Source organism: Methylocystis sp. B8, from assembly GCF_005771425.1.
In the GTDB taxonomy this organism is placed as follows: domain Bacteria; phylum Pseudomonadota; class Alphaproteobacteria; order Rhizobiales; family Beijerinckiaceae; genus Methylocystis.
Genome location: NZ_VBTZ01000003.1, coordinates 56,293 through 71,558 on the forward strand (window position 1 = coordinate 56,293; position 15,266 = coordinate 71,558).

Here is a 15,266-nt window from a genome sequence, read left to right on the forward strand (position 1 = left end):
TCATCAAGAAAAGGGCGAATGAGCTTCACGCGGACGCTCCCTCCAGCTCGACGGGCGCGACCTTATTTTTAAGAAACCAGCGATAGGCGTCGACCACACCTTCCTCAAGACCAATTTGAGGGAGCCAGCCGAGCGTCATGATTCGGCTCGAATCCATCAGCTTGCGAGGCGTGCCGTCTGGCTTCGAGGCGTCGAAAACGATGCGCCCTTCATAGCCAACGGCGCGCTTCACGAGCTCGGCGAGGCCACGAATGGAGATTTCAGAGCCCGCGCCGCAGTTGATGTGCTCGTAGTCGTCGTAATTGTCTAGACAGAAGACGACGCCCCGCGCGAGGTCGTCCACATGGAGGAACTCCCGCAAGGGCGTGCCGGTGCCCCAGACAACGACTTCGCTCAGCCCTGCCTGCTTCCCTTCGTGGAACTTGCGAATGAGCGCCGGCATCACGTGGCTTGTCTTCAGGTCGAAATTATCATTCGGCCCGTAGAGATTGCAGGGCATAACGGAAATGTATCGGCGACCATATTGCTTGCGGTAGGCTTGGCACAGCTTAATGCCGGCAATCTTGGCGATGGCGTACCATTCGTTCGTAGACTCAAGTGGCCCCGTTAAAAGCGCCTCCTCCTTGATCGGCTGTGGCGCGAACTTCGGATAGATGCAGGAAGAGCCGAGAAATACGAGGCGGTCGACTCCGGCCGCGTGAGCGGAATGAATGACATTAACCTCGATCGCAAGATTGTCGTAAATGAAATCAGCCGGATATGTGTCATTGGCGTAAATGCCCCCGACTTTCGCCGCAGCGAAAATTATTGCGTCCGGACGGCTCTGCTTCAGCCAGACCTCGACAGCCATCTGATGGCGCAAGTCTACGACTGCTCGGTCGGCCTTAATAACCTGGTCCCCCCGAGCTTCCAAATATCGAACCAAGGCGGAACCTACCATGCCGTTATGGCCTGCGACCCATATTCTCCGACAGGTCAACTTATCGTCTCCATCCAAGTGTAGTCCCAGATCTTGGGCCTACGACAACCATCAGTGCTTCATCTCCGTAGGTAACCGCAAAAAGCAATCCCACGCATTCGTTAAAACAACAGTGGTCTCACCTAAATCCCTTGCGGATCACCATACGGACGAGACACCTAATTGTCGAGTATAGAAGCCTGCGCCTGTATTGCGACATATCTGCTGCGATCGCGCTTGTTCATCCGGAGGGGTCAGAGTTCGAGGGTGAGATTGGCGCAACTGCGTCGCGTGATCAACCTGCAACCGGTGGAACTGGCCAGGTTCCAGCCGGTCGATGTTGGTCCATGCGTGCCTTTGAGCGTGACAACAGCAGGGACTCTCATCGCCAGCGAATGGAAGTTCAGGGGCAGGTCAGCATGGAGGGAATACCGCGCGGCAAATAAGTCAGAATTATCCCGTGGAGGATTCCGCGCGGGTCATCCGGAAAGCCGCAGGTGGATTTGGTGATTTAGTCGGCGGACAGGCCGAAGAGTGGGACGCGGCTGATTACTGCTCAAGGCGCCAGCGCCGTGGGTATTACTTCAAAATTCAGTATTCACTGCCAGCAAGTCGGCATCCATGTCGAGAGCAGTACCGTCTGAAGCCATGCCGACAATGACGTCGACCGTAACTACGTCGACATCGAGGACACGATTGCCTCGCTTACGAAGCGGTAGGGTTGCGTCGCCTTCAATTGCATTCGATGGCTCTATTCCTGCTTAAGGGGTCGATATGAAAGATCGTAAGACCAGCTTATTGCCATCGAGATCACGCCATTGTTGCTCGGTGCACTGATCTGCTCGCACCGCGAAATACATAGTTCCTCTCGCAGCTCTCCAACCGAGGACTTGAAAATCAGGTCTCGGCGTGCGCCCCGCAAGACACGCGTCAATTTGCTGCGCAAGCGCCGCATTGCCCGCCACTCTAAAATAGAGCGCATTCCGGCCGCAGATTTTTTGAAAGACCGGAAGATCTGAAACGGTGACGCTCGTTCTATAGCGAGTGGCTTCAATCAAGGGCAATCCGAACCCTTCCGCGATCGAAAGCGAAACGAGATCCACAACGTTTTCGCCGTTCGAAGACCGTCGGCGCCTATTCGGCTTGGCGTCATGGCGCTGGCAGTCAGGAACGTCGATTGACGTTTCCGGCCATATCTCCAAGGCTGGTGACGGGGAGGTCTGAACTCCGCTTTACGAAGCGGCCAACATTATGCTGACGCGCTTCAAGGGCTTTAGCAGCCTCAGAGCCTGGGGCCTGAAGATTGCCCGAAAGCGCGGCCACAAGCGCGCTTGCGTGGCGGTCGCGCGCAAGCTCGCGGTAATCATGCGCGCCATGTGGCGTGATGGTTCGACGTTCCCATTCAAAGCGCCGGCGGCGCAGAAAAAGCCGAAAGGAAAGCGCGCGCTAAAGCTCCTTGGCGCTGCCACGTGAAGCTCAATTTGCTGCATCGACGACGGCGGACTGACGACGTTTTGAATCGAGGGAATCCGCGCGAGCGGAGAACAGTTCTGATGCAGACCAAGGGCGGCGGGAAGCACGATATCTTATGAAATGGCCTGCCCCTCACCTACCGGCTGGGGTGGTGGTGGCCCTGGCGGGTGAAAGAAATCTGGGGGATTCCACAATGAATATCGACGTGCTTGGAATTGACCTTAGCAAAAATGTTTGCAGCGTCGTTGGGCTGGACGGAAAAGGCGAGGTCGTTTTCCGCCGCCGCATCCGGAGAATTACATTGGCGCAGCTGGTCGAGAAGCTCCCAGCGTGCACCATCGGTATGGAGGCATGCTGCGGAGCCCATCATCTTGGACGTCAATTTACGGCTCTGGGGCACACGGTCAAATTGATGCCCCCTGAATATGTAAAGTGTTACGTCAAGGCACAGAAAAATGACGACCGCGATGCCGAAGGAATCCCGGAAGCCGCGACCAGGCCAACGATGCGGTTTGTCACCTTGAAGAGCGAGGAACAGCTCGACATCCAGTCACTCTACCGCACGAGGGACCGTCTCGTCGGCGAACGAACCGCGCTCATCAATCAGCTGCGAGCTGTCCTTTTTGAGCGCGGCCTGGTTATCCCCAAAGGCCGAACAAAGCTGGATCGGTGGTTGCGGGAAGAACTGCCGAGCGCGAGCGGGCTGACCCCCGTATGCAGAAGCTGGTGAGCGACCTGATGCTCGAACTCCGGGAACTCGATACGCGGATTGCTGCATTCGATCGCGAGTTCGCCGAATTGAGCCGAACCGACGAAACAATGCGCTCTCTGCTGTCGATTCCCGGCGTCGGCGTCATCAACGCCACGGCGATCGGAACCGCCATTGGCGATGGGTCCGCATTTGCGAAAGCGCGTGACTTCGCGGAATGGCTGGGGCTCGTTCCCTGTCAAGTGACGACCCGAGGAAAGCCCCGGCTCGTCGGAATTACGAAACGTGGCAGCAGTTATTTGCGTATTTACTGATCCGCGGCGCCCGCTCCGTATTGCCGGGTCTGGCTAAGAGCGAGACCCCGTCTTGGGAGTTGGCCTCGCGCGCCGCTCGAATGGGCGAAACGCAATGTCGTTGTCGTCGCCTTGGCGAACAAACTGGCTCGTATCGTGTGGGCCGTTGCGCGGTCGGGGAACACGTTCGACTCCCGTCTGGTAGCAGTGTGACGGCTGAAAGAATGACAGTGGAAATGCGCCCGAGCCGCATTCCGATTGCAAGAAATGTGCGGGTGGTGTGAACAAAGATGGCCCAACAATCGATCGGCGTTCGGTAAACCTGTCATCAGGCAAGGGCCCATTCGAGGCCGCGTATCTTATCAGGAACCGACCGCGCGACTCTCCATCTTGGCCGGACTTTTCATGTCGAGGCCGGATACGTTGATGCAGATTGTACGGTCCATTTTGAACACAACGCTTGCAGTCGGGGCAGGCCATACGTTGCCAGTGGCGCGCATGCGCGCGACCACGTTGATATGTCTGTGGATGATGCCCCGCGATCCCGATGCGGACTTGTGCCGCAGCTTTTTTTTTGACGTTGCTGAGCACGGAGGAGTGCATGGCGCTTCAGAGCTTTTCAAACGCGGGAGCGGTGCTGACATGACGGCTTTAACAGCCCGCGCGATCAACCGAAAACGCGCGCCTTCGCGCGCGACATCACCGTTGCTTGCGATTAACCGATGGAGGAAGATATGGAGACGAAAAAGCCGGGACGACGCCCGATTAAGAGGGCAAGATAAAAGAGACAGCCTGCGGCCTTGTCCGGCGGTCGGTTTGTTATTTCGGATCAATACGCTCGCACAGGCTGCCGGTTTCATCCACAGCCTGCCAAACAGAATAACTATTTGCGCTCGCATATCAATTTCCACCTCGCACGACTCTTGAGATGGCTGGCGACGACGATATCCGGATTCGCCCCGGGCATATTCGCCAGAAAAAGCCGGGAAAGGGAAAGAGTTTTGTGTCGCGCGTGCTCGCGGCGACGCAGAAGGCGGACGGATTGTATCGATCAGCCCCGCGCGGGAAGGGTCGCGGCGCCTTCGGCCGCGGCCGCGCCGCGAGCTTCTTCGCACTGCTTGGGTGGAGTGGCGTGGCTTGTGCTTGCTGTTCGATCCGCACTTTCGCTCAAGGATCAGATCCACGCAAATGGCGCCACGTGGCTGGACCGGCGTCTTTTCGCCAACGAGCCTTTGCCGATCTTGGAAGCAGGCTTAGGTCTGGATGTCAGCAACGCGGTGGAGGCGGAGGGCGTCTTATCGCCGAAGGACTTGCTAGACGACAGCGGCAGCGACTCGTCTTCGCCAACGATCTCCTCGAAACGCTGCGCGCTCGCGAGCTGAATGAAGCGTCCGCCCGACTCCGTCCGATCAGCGTCTAGCTGGCGCGCCACGCGCTTGCCGGAGATCGACGTGTCCGGGATCGCCGCGAGGCAATTGCGGGTCACGTCATCGACGATGTTCAGGACTGACCCGCTTCGTCGACGACGGGCGTATCGAGATCGACTCCAATATCGTCGAGCGTTTCATTCGTCCGATCGCTTTGAACCGAAAAAATGCGCTCTTCGCCAGATCCGACGGCGGCGAGCACTGGGGGATCATCGCCTCGCTCGCGGAGAACTGCAAACTCTGTCGCGTCGATCCGCGGGCCTACTTCGGGGACAGGCTCACGAAGATCGTCAACGGTCATCTCAACAGCGAGATCGACGGGCTCCTAGCTCCTACCTTGGGCCTCGCGCCGCCCGCTGCGCTCAAAGACGTGGCCTGAAAACGCCGCTTACGATCTGGGAGGGTACGCCCGGCGAGGTTGAAACGCACCGCTCCCGCAGTATTCAAACTATTTCCTCCCGTTCCCAACCGACGCTGTATCGCATTCGCCCAAATCGTTTCATCATGAGGCAGATGCTCTGCTATGGCCGGAGCGTCCGAGAATGCCTGGCCATCAGGATAAATCGCAAGCTTAACTCGACGGACGTCATCGACGTGCTGTCCGATCTGTTCATTCTGCGCGGCGTCCCCGGCCATGTGCGATCAGACAATGGCCCCGAGTTCATCGCCAAGGTCGTGCAGGATTGGATAACCCGCCGTCGGCGCCAGGACCGCTTACGTCGAGCCAGGCAGTCCATGGGAGAATGGCTATTGCGAGAGCTTCAATTCGAAGCTTCGCGACGAACTGCTAAACGGCGAGATCTTCTACTCGCTCAAGGAAGCGCGGATCGTCATCGAAAGCTGGCGGCGTAATTACAATGAAGTGCGGCCACATTCGTCGTTGGGATTTCGGCCGCCAGCCCCCGCGGTTCTGTTCCCCGAGCGCCCGGCTGCGCAACCCCAGCCAGCTCCGCCCGGGCGCTCAGCCGCTGGTCCAAATGCCGCTCTTAAACTAACATTCGAACTGGATCACCAAATGGGGGCGGGCCACCTCTCGCTCGCGATCAGTCTGCCGACGATGATTGTGGGCTTCACCCGTTACAGCCGTGATCGGAGTTTTTTCGGTCTTGGGACAAACCCGCTCCTTTGTCCTCCTCATGGCGCTCGGCTCTATCTTCGGAGTTCATCGGCGGTCGGCTGCTCGGCATTGTGCCGAGCGCGATTTTGTGAAAAGGTTATAACTCTGGTATGAATTTAGCGTGCGAGATAAGGCTTCTGCGGTCCCTGCCGCAAAATCATTGGGCATCAGCCAGCTTTGAGCCGCTGCATTCGCGCTCGAGGATGAAGTGGCTTTTTTTGATTTTCGAGGGCGCCATGAACAGAGTCCTTGTGACGGCCGCCGGCCGCGCGTTATCGGCGTAAATCCGACGAAGAATTAAGATGAACTCCGACCGAAAATTATCGTTGCATTTTGTTAAGGAGCGGCGCGCCGAAGAAGAATATTTGCGCGCCTACGCTGTCGATGACGCGACGAGATTCGTCTACATAAAGCTCAAGGAGCTCTATTGGACCGTGGGCCGGTTTCTCGGCTTCGTAGGCCGGCGAGAACCGGCCCCAAGAGAGGCATATTGCGAACGTCCCAAGCTGACCGACGAACAAATGGAGGGAGCCGCCTCCGCGCTCAAGTGCCCGCGCGTGCTGATCGACGTTACGCTCACGCATCGATTCGAGCGACACACAGGGATACAGCGCGCCATCCGTGAGATGAGCAGGCTGGCTTTCGGGGACGGCCGCGCGCTGCCTGTGATCGTCGAGGGGGGCCGCCTGCGCTCCTATTTCGATCACCCGTCGCTGCCGAGCGTGATCGAGGTCGGCCCCGGCGACAAGTTCCTGATGGCGGATTCGAGTTGGGAGCTGCTCGATGAATATCTGCCGGTCCTCGCGCAAGTTTCGGCGCAAGGCGGCGAAGTCGTCGTCTGCCTTTATGACATCATCCCGCTTCTCTACCCTCTTGCGGTCTCCCCTGAAGCGGCGGAGCTCTTCAGCCTATGGTTCGAAAAAATCGTCTTAAAGAGCGACGTGGTTATGTGCATTTCCGAATGGACCGCCACAAATTATCGTGATTATATCACAAAAAATAGTTGCCAGACGAAGCAGGGACAGAGAATTGGGTGGTGGCGCTTGGGTGCCGATTTTCAACTCGACACGCATCAGCCGCCGTCGTCCCGCGCTGTCGGCCTCACCTCGCGAGACTCGCCGTTCTTCCTGAGCGTCGGCACGCTGGAGCCCCGGAAAGGCTATTCCATCGCCCTAGCCGCTTTCGAAAAGCTCTGGAACGACAATGTCGATGTCCGCTATGTCATCGTGGGTCGTCAGGGAGGCCGGGCCAAGGCGCTCGAAGCGAGAATTACCTCGCACGCCGAATATGGCCGCCGGCTCATCTGGGTCAATGACGCCAATGACGCGGATCTTTGTCATTACTATACGCATGCCCGGGCGTTGATCTACGCCTCGGTGATCGAGGGCTTCGGTCTCCCATTAGTCGAAGCGCAGCATCATGGCTTGCCCGCAATTGTCTCCGATCTCCCGGTCTTTCATGACATCGGCGGCGAACAAGTGCGCTATTTCGATCTTCTTGACGAAGAAAGTCTTGCGGTGGAAATTTTACGCGTGATCCAGAACCCGAGGCCAAAAGGCGCCGTCACCCCAACGTACACATGGCGTCAGTCGATCAATTGTCTGCTGGATACGATCAACGATGACACCCTGCAACTCGGAGTTCCCCGCAGCCCGGATAAGACATCGCCACCGCAAGAACGTGGATCGCGCCGACTCAGCCTGCGATGACCGCCGGCGTGGTCGAGCGCGGGAATAACGCCTACCTTAATGTCGGCGAACTGTGTGTAGAGAGAATGGGTCGAGGTTTTGCATGGCTCGATACTGGCACTCCCGAATCGTTGATTGAAGCCAGTGACTTTATAAGGACAATCCAAACCCGCCAAGGTCACGGAATAGCGTTTCCTGAAGAAATTGCTCACTCGGCCGGTTGGATATCTGACTCAGACTTGGAGCAAATTATCGATGGAATGCCCAAGAGTAGACTTGCAGCCATTTTAGGATCGATTTTGTCGGAACCTCGATAACTCTAGCCATTTCGGAGGCGCGCCGTGGTCAACACCAATGTATTCCGGATACAGGATGATCAAGCCTACGCCAGCTGGATTGAGGAATTTGACGAAATACGTGATGATCAGATCAAGAGCATTAAATGCCGCGTAGAATCACTTTCCAGCACACTGCGCATCGCTGTTGTCCCCCTCGCAGCAAGTGCGTCATCCGGGGAACTAATCCAATTCAAGCGCATGCTTGAGAGTCAGATCTACCCGCATTGGCACATATGTTTCCAAGACAATATCGATCTCGACGATGCTTCTCTTGTACCGTGTACTGCCGGATCGCTGGCAGCCTTGATCTCACAAGCAGCGCTGACCGCCGACTTTGTTCTCCCTTTGCCGCTCGACGCGATCCTGCCGCCCCAAGCGTTAGCGCATTTTGTGTTAACCCTTTCGGAAATTCCTGACGCAGATATCATTTATGCTGACGAAGATGTCCTGAGAGGAAAGATTCGCTCACAACCCTCTTTCAAAACTGATTGGGATCCATTGCTGATTCTAGGTTCCAATTTCGTAGGAATTCCTGCTCTTTATAGAGCACAAGCGATACAAAGGGCTCAACCTGAAGAACTGTGTGAAAAAGCGTGCGCCACGGATAATCTGTTACATGCCCTGACGTTGCGTGTGAGTAGCACTTCGTCGTCCGAAAGAATCCTTCACATTCCTTCCATTCTTGCTCATCGCTCGAAGCTACCAGAATGGAGTGGTGATCAAGCTCGTCACATTGTTTCCTCACATCTCGCTTCTCTGGGCCTCGGAACCATAGAGGTCCGTCCCGCCCCATTGGATTCGAAATGGAATCGGGTTAGTTTTCCGTTGCCGACGCCGGCTCCAAGCGTATCCATTATCGTCCCGACGCGCGATAGAGCGGATCTAATCTCGGCCTGCGTCACCGGGATACTGAATCGCACAGATTATCCATCCTTTGAGCTAATTATAGTCGATAACGGCACCAAAGCGCCCGACGCGTTGGCGATCATCGAGTCCTTCAAATGCGATAACCGCGTACGAGTCTTACGTGATGATCGGCCGTTCAATTATTCTCGGTTGAACAACTATGCTGTAACGACTGCACGAAGCGACATTCTTGTCCTTCTGAACAATGACGTCGAAATATTGCACGACGACTGGCTAACTGAGTTGGTGTCACTCGCATCGTATCCTGGAATTGGCGTTGCAGGCACCAAGTTGCTTTACCCAGATTTACGAATTCAGCATGCTGGCGTGACATTTGGACCAGACAGTACAATTCAACATCAAATGCGCCTAGCAAGTCGAAACGACCCTGGCCCGGGAGGCGCGCTTGCTCTCATACGATCGGTATCGGCTGTTACCGGTGCTTGCCTGGCGATACGTAGAGAAATATATATAAAAGTAGGAGGGTTGAATGAAGAACGCCTGCGCGTTGCGTATAATGATATTGATCTATGCCGCAAGGTAGCGCGACTTGGGCTTTCAATCGTTTGGACCCCATTTGTAGAACTCGTACACCATGAATCTATCTCTCGTGGACAGGCATCTACACCAGAGAAGGCCGGGCGAGATTCGGCAGAAAGTATAGCTTTTTGGTCCATGAACCGCGACCTATACGAATTTCCTGACCCTTTCCACAATCCGCAAATTCATTTCCAGAATGATTGTGTTGACTTCGCTCGACCACCAAGGCCTCACAGGTTTCGGCACCTCAGAAATCAAGAGCGATATGTGGCCTTCCTTTATTGAGAAGACTTCAATTGTACGCGGCGGCGCAATAATCGCCCAATGACGCATTGTGCGACCGCGTGGCGGCGCAAAACCGCGGCTGAGTTTTTCCTAATTTTTTTGGGAGGGCGGCCGGGGATGTTTGCGGTGGAGACCTACGCGGCGGTTCAGTGCTTTGTGTTCGTTGAGGGGAACGGCCGGCGTGAGGTAAGCGCTTTTTCCAACCTGCGCTGATCAGAACCGATGCACCCAGTCGCGCAATCCGATGGACATGATGCGCCAGGGATGTTCGATGAGTTTTCTCCAGGCGTCGCGGCAATGATCGACGATGTCATCGTATGATTTGAACACGCGATTGGAGAGCCAGCTGGAGAACTTCATAAACCACTGGGCGAATCGGCGCTGAGTTGATTCACTGGGTCGTGTCGCAAGGAGGATCGCGGACATGAAGAGGGACTCGCCCGGTTTCTTTGACGTCGATGAACGGTTGGCGGAGTTGTCTGCAAAGGGCGACGATCTGGAACGATTGAACGCGCTGGTTGATTTTGAACTGTTCCGCGCCGCGTCGGAGACGGCGGTTCCACTCAGCGACCACTCGAAGGGCGGACTGCCGCCGTTCGCTCACGTGCTCATGTTCAAAGTCCTGATCCTACAAGCGACGCATTCTTTGTCGGGCGAGCGCTGCGAATATCTGATCAAGGAGCGGCTTTCGCTCATGCGCTTTCTTGGTCTTGGACTGGCGGATACGGCATATCGCTCGGCGAAGAACGAAGCGACGCTGTCGCGGCGCGGCTTTGTCTCGCGCATTCATCGCAAGAAGCCAAAGGGCAAGCCGATGCCCGAGCGCATGCGTATCGCAAATGCGTTGATGTCGAAAGTGCGCAGTGCCGTGGAGTATGTCTTCCCCCACAAGAAGGGACCGACGGGCTACCTCGTGCGAACAATCGGCATCGTCAGAGCCAAGGTGGAGATCGATCTGGCCAATCTCGCCTACAAGATGCGTCGCTTCGTCTGGCTGACGACACAATATGCCACTGCGTAAGGGCGTGGGCCGCAACGACGCCTGCCGTCGGTCCAAAAAGGAGAGTGATTCAGCTCACACGCTCTTACGCGCGGCCGCCATTCCCGGCGATCCCGCCAGCCAAAAAAAGCCGGTTTCTGGAGGTCTTCAACTGTTGGCTGATGATGGCTACCAGAATCCACAATTTCGCGGAAATCGTCAAGCGTTCGGATGCGGCCAAGGGCTTCGAGGTCTTGCCCAGGCGTTGGGGTGTTGAGCGAACGGCTAGGCCACTGCCGCCGATTGGCCAAGGACTGGGAAAATCTCAATCGAAAGGCACGCGCTTTCTTGCACCTCGCCTTCCTTCGCCTCATGCTCAGAAGGTTCTGTAATCAATCATGAAGTCTCTGGACCGACTCTTAAGTGTGATGGCCGACTCACCTTCGGGTTCATCACGGTCGCTTCCACTTCCGCGAATATTTGCTATTTGAAATGAATCGCTAGCCTAACCGCAGAGGTTAAAGTGCGTTTCCTGGTCGATCTTACTCACCTTCGCTGCCCGTCGATTGATAGATACAAACGGACAGCGGCAATGCTTTCGTCTGAGCTCGAGACAACTAGTGGCCTTGCTGTGGAAATTTCGGACGCTGGTAGTGTGCAATTAATTCTCGCGGAAACACGTGCCGATTGGAAGGCATGGTGGGAGCAATCTTGGAGCCTCCCTAAGCGGTATATCGACTTGGGGCGGGCGATTGACCTGACAATGCTTTTTCTTTGTTCGAAATTCTTGCCGATATCCCTCAGACCGGAACAAAAAGATGATTTTGGCTGGAAGCTGGCCTATGCGTTCGAGTTCGTGCCGAGGCCTTTGCGCAAGCGTCTTACCGAGTTGCTCGACGTTGATAAAGACTTGTCTCGGCGCGGAAAGTTTCATCACTGGCTAAAGGAACGCGGCGTCAAGTTGGATTGGCTTCCGAGACCCGCCATACATCAAGCGAAATTGGAGGTGTCTTTGAATGACCAAGATGTGCTTGTTCTTCCAGGCGCTAGCTGGTGCTATATCGATTTCGATTCATTAAAAAAGTTGAAGGAAGTCGCAGGCTTTAAATTGGTTTGTTTTGTCTACGATTTGTTGCCCGTCGATTATCCTTCTTTTATCAAAGCTACTCAGCGTGAACAATACAAGAATTTTATTTTAGACGTCGGTCGCCTCGCAGATTTAATTGTTACGCCGAATCAAACAACTTTGTTTCGACTAAAATCGTTCTTAGAGGACCAAAACACTCGTGCGCAAAAGATCGTCTCAATTTCACTTATGGGGGCATCGCTTGCGAAACGACAAACGAAACCTACGATGCGACTTCTGAAACATAGACTTCCTAAAAAAAAATTCATTCTGTGTATCGCGCCACTGCGTGACCGTAAGCATCTGTTGTGGCTTTATGCCCTTTTCGAAAAGCTTCATCGTGAGCATCAAAATTTTCCATTACTGGTGCTCGCAGGAAAGGCGGTGGAGGTGCGCATTTTGAGAATGCTTTCAGCCGATCCCTCGTTCGGTAAGGTCGCAATATACTTGGAAGAGCCTACTGATGAAGAATTATCGTGGTTGTATTCAAATGCATGTTTATGTCTTTGCCCTTCCTTCGAAGGGGGGCTTGGAATGACTGTTGCTGAGTCGCTCAACTTTGGTAGGCCGTGCATCGCCTCAAATGCGCCATCCCTCGTTGAAGCCAGCGAAGGCTCTGCGATTCATCTTGGATTCAACGAAAAGGAATGGTGTACGGCCATCTTGAACGTACTGCAAGGACGATACTTATCTCCTCCAACGAAGGCCGAGTCGGGATACTTATCTCCTCGTCCGGAGGTGCTGAAGCAGATCAGCGTCTTACTCGGGACTGAATTGAAGTCTTCTCAATAAAGGAAGGCCTGTCAACGGCGGAGAAATTTCGGTAGTGTCTCATTTGAGACACTACCGAAATTTCCGGCCTGCGGCGAAAATTTTTGCGCTGGGGAGATTTCCCTGTGCGCTTGAGCATGAGGCAAGCGAAGGCGATGACACGGAAACCGACGAGGGATTGAGCATGGCGCTCGTAGTCTTTCACGAACCTTCTGCACCTTGTCATCCAGGCGAAGGAACGCTCGGCGCCCCAGCGTTCGGCAGAAGGACGAAGCCCATCGGTCTAGAACACGGGTCGGTGATAGAATTGTCCAAATTTCTAAGCTGACAAAGTAGTGCTAGGCTATACCACGAAACTATTCGATTACGCTTGCGCGAGTCGGCCCATCCTCGCGCTAGGTGCGCCGGGCGTAGCGCGGTGGATCGGTGAAGCCATCATTGGCGAGGTGGCTTGTAACAAAAGAAGAACGACGAGGGCGAGCGAATGGCCGAGCCTGTGACGGGCCATGATTTCACACGCGAAATACAATTCGCGGTAATCAAAGCGCGGTTGTTTGCTTTGACTGGCGCACGGCATGGGAGCGGCGCATGATCAATCAGCCGCCGGCCAGCATTTGCGTGGTGCTCACGAGTCCACTTGTGCTCAACGCTTTCCTGCTCAACCACCTACACGCGCTGGTCGAACATTTCCGCGTGACAGTGTGCGTGAACACAGAGGATACGCCGGTGTCACACCAGCTGGACCCGCGCGTCGAGCTCCTGCACCTGCCAATTGTCCGCCCCATCGACTTGATGCGCGACCTTCGCGCGCTCTTCTGGTTGATTCAGCTGTTTCGATCGCAGCGTTACGATGCCGTGCATAGCGTCACCCCTAAGGCGGGCCTGCTGGCTATGCTGGCCGGGCGCCTGTGTGGCGTGCGGTTACGGACCCATATCTTTACTGGGCAGGTATGGGCCACGCGCCGGGGTTTTAGCCGGGCGTTACTTCGCCGCATGGACCAGTTGATAGCTACCTGCGCTACTGACTTGCTGGCCGACAGCGTTTCACAGGCCAGGTTCCTGGAGGAGGAGGGCGTATGCCCGCCGGAGCGAGTGCAGGTATTCGGTGCGGGCTCGATCAGCGGCGTGGATCTGGCGCGTTTCTCGCCCGAACCCGGTCGACGCGAACGGGTTCGGGCAGCGCTAGGCGTGCCGCTGCAGGCGCCGCTGTTCCTATTTCTCGGCCGCGTACAGCGCGACAAGGGCATAGCGATCCTGGCCGAAGCCTTTGCACAATTAGCCGCACGCCATGTTGCACCACATTTACTGTTAGTCGGCCCAGATGAAGACGGTCTCTCCGATGTGATCCGCAGCTCGGTCCCCGGCCGGTGTCATGTGGTAGGCCTCACGTCCCAACCTGAAGACTACATCGACGCAGCCGACGTCCTGTGCCTGCCCAGTTTCCGCGAGGGCTTCGGTAGCGTGGTGATCGAAGCCGCGGCGCTGGGCAGAGCGACGGTGGCTTCGCGCATTTACGGCCTGACAGATGCGGTGATCGACGGGCAGACGGGCCTTCTTTTTCCGCCTGGCGATGTAGCGGCCCTCACCCAGGCGTTGGAACAAACGCTCGATCCCGCTCTGCGCGAGCGAATGGGCCAACAAGCACGCCTGCGGGCTCATGCGGACTTCGGTATGGACGCGGTCACGGGCCACTGGCTCGCATTTTATCAGCGACACCTGGGGCGCTAAAGATCGGGGTGAGTTTTCAATGAACACTCATCCCAGGCCGCCCTCGACAACACTATCGGCGTCTTGACGAAGTCATTGTCGCCTGATTCAGTCTGAAGATCGAAGCTTAGCAATTGACGGACTGCGATGATGGCGATGGGACCCGAGCGGGGGCAGGGCGAACTCTATGTGACGTGGCAGGAGATGCCTCTTAACCGCTGTTTTGACTTTGCAATTACCGTAAGCGTGATCCGATGACCGCGAATAATCAGGCGGCCTTGGCTTGCATCTGATGTTGACGCCATTTCGAGGGGAGCAGTTCGTCGAATCGGAGCGAGGTATCCACCAAGACAAACGACCTTCAGCAGATAGTGCGTAACGGAGGTTACATACTATCTCTATAGACGCTCTCCCGTTGCAAGGCGATTTTGAACTGAACTGCCCGGTCAGTTGCAAACATCCATCCGCCATCACCCAATCCCAATTGGGTCGGAGCGCCCAAATGGGGAATCCGCTCGCGCACGGCTTTACAGCTGGTAAGCCTCTGGGGCCTCGATAATACTCAGGCTCTTTGCACGCCGGCCTGACCTGTGCAGCTCATTTCTCTATCGCCTCGCAACCTCTGGGGCAGCCTTCAGCAGGCGGCGCGGTAAGGTTCGCCGTTGCGAAGCACGGCCCAGATAATCCGCGCATTCTTATTGGCGACCGCAACCGTCGTGCGGTTGAAGCCGCGCCGCTGTCGAAGATGGTTGACCCATTGGTTGTTGGGATCGGTCTTATTGGGCGCCGTTCGCGCCACCGATCGCGCGCCATGGACGAGCAGGCTGCGTAGATGCGGTATTCTGGCGCAAACGCCACAAGCGGCCTCGCCTCTGCGCCTCCACATGTAGGGAGGGATGACGTGCAGGAGTCGCGCGCTTGTTCGGTGTCGCGCGTTGCGCGCTATTAT

Annotated in this window: 7 protein-coding genes and 9 pseudogenes; 12 read left to right on the plus strand and 4 right to left on the minus strand. The window is 56.0% G+C overall.

Going from position 1 to position 15,266, the window contains the following annotated elements; translation table 11 throughout:
* Window positions 1-25: 25 nt before the first annotated feature.
* Window positions 26-979 carry a GDP-L-fucose synthase gene (locus FEV16_RS06985; protein WP_138166927.1) on the minus strand — a complete coding sequence of 318 codons (954 nt, stop codon included), beginning with the start codon at window positions 977-979 and terminating at the stop codon, window positions 26-28.
* 1,075 nt (window positions 980-2,054) lie between these two features.
* On the opposite strand from FEV16_RS06985, the pseudogene FEV16_RS17155 reads away from it, so the two are divergent.
* The 8 genes and pseudogenes from FEV16_RS17155 to FEV16_RS07025 all read left to right on the plus strand — a co-directional run.
* Window positions 2,055-2,431 (plus strand): annotated as a pseudogene (locus FEV16_RS17155) (transposase); the annotation flags it as partial.
* Between the two features lie 193 nt (window positions 2,432-2,624).
* Window positions 2,625-3,646: pseudogene (locus FEV16_RS06995) on the plus strand (IS110 family transposase).
* A 788-nt stretch (window positions 3,647-4,434) separates the two neighbouring features.
* Window positions 4,435-4,815 carry a DUF3363 domain-containing protein gene (locus FEV16_RS17160; protein ID WP_246657212.1) on the plus strand — a complete coding sequence of 127 codons (381 nt, stop codon included), beginning with the start codon at window positions 4,435-4,437 and terminating at the stop codon, window positions 4,813-4,815.
* Window positions 4,816-4,936: 121 nt separating this feature from the next.
* Window positions 4,937-5,239, plus strand: a pseudogene (locus FEV16_RS07005) (transposase); the annotation flags it as partial.
* A gap of 158 nt (window positions 5,240-5,397) precedes the next feature.
* Window positions 5,398-5,764: pseudogene (locus FEV16_RS07010) on the plus strand (integrase core domain-containing protein); the annotation flags it as partial.
* Window positions 5,765-5,866: 102 nt separating this feature from the next.
* A pseudogene (locus FEV16_RS17165) lies at window positions 5,867-6,069 on the plus strand (sulfite exporter TauE/SafE family protein); the annotation flags it as partial.
* A gap of 210 nt (window positions 6,070-6,279) precedes the next feature.
* The gene (locus FEV16_RS07015; protein ID WP_138166929.1) at window positions 6,280-7,686 is read left to right on the plus strand and encodes a glycosyltransferase family 1 protein; all 1,407 of its coding nucleotides are present in this window, start codon (window positions 6,280-6,282) and stop codon (window positions 7,684-7,686) included.
* 320 nt (window positions 7,687-8,006) lie between these two features.
* The gene (locus FEV16_RS07025) at window positions 8,007-9,734 is read left to right on the plus strand and encodes a glycosyltransferase family 2 protein (protein WP_138166930.1); all 1,728 of its coding nucleotides are present in this window, start codon (window positions 8,007-8,009) and stop codon (window positions 9,732-9,734) included.
* Window positions 9,735-9,947: 213 nt separating this feature from the next.
* Here the strand turns inward: FEV16_RS07025 and FEV16_RS17175 are convergent.
* Window positions 9,948-10,082, minus strand: a pseudogene (locus tag FEV16_RS17175) (IS630 family transposase); the annotation flags it as partial.
* A 76-nt stretch (window positions 10,083-10,158) separates the two neighbouring features.
* On the opposite strand from FEV16_RS17175, the gene FEV16_RS07035 reads away from it, so the two are divergent.
* The 3 genes and pseudogenes from FEV16_RS07035 (at window position 10,159) to FEV16_RS07045 (ending at window position 12,631) form a co-directional block, all read left to right on the plus strand.
* On the plus strand, window positions 10,159-10,755 hold the full coding sequence (locus tag FEV16_RS07035; protein WP_138166932.1) for a transposase: 597 nt from the start codon (window positions 10,159-10,161) through the stop codon (window positions 10,753-10,755).
* 170 nt (window positions 10,756-10,925) lie between these two features.
* Window positions 10,926-11,115: pseudogene (locus FEV16_RS07040) on the plus strand (IS5/IS1182 family transposase); the annotation flags it as partial.
* A gap of 121 nt (window positions 11,116-11,236) precedes the next feature.
* Entirely contained in the window at window positions 11,237-12,631 is a 1,395-nt protein-coding gene (locus tag FEV16_RS07045; RefSeq protein ID WP_138166933.1) for a glycosyltransferase, read from the plus strand.
* A gap of 106 nt (window positions 12,632-12,737) precedes the next feature.
* On the opposite strand, the pseudogene FEV16_RS07050 reads toward FEV16_RS07045, so the two are convergent.
* Window positions 12,738-12,886: pseudogene (locus FEV16_RS07050) on the minus strand (IS5/IS1182 family transposase); the annotation flags it as partial.
* A 312-nt stretch (window positions 12,887-13,198) separates the two neighbouring features.
* Here FEV16_RS07050 and FEV16_RS07055 point away from each other — a divergent pair.
* Window positions 13,199-14,338 (plus strand): glycosyltransferase, encoded by a 1,140-nt coding sequence (locus FEV16_RS07055; RefSeq protein WP_210234865.1) that lies wholly within the window; start codon window positions 13,199-13,201, stop codon window positions 14,336-14,338.
* A 613-nt stretch (window positions 14,339-14,951) separates the two neighbouring features.
* Here FEV16_RS07055 and FEV16_RS07060 read toward each other — a convergent pair.
* Window positions 14,952-15,152, minus strand: a pseudogene (locus FEV16_RS07060) (IS110 family transposase); the annotation flags it as partial.
* Between the last annotated feature and the right edge of the window lie 114 nt (window positions 15,153-15,266).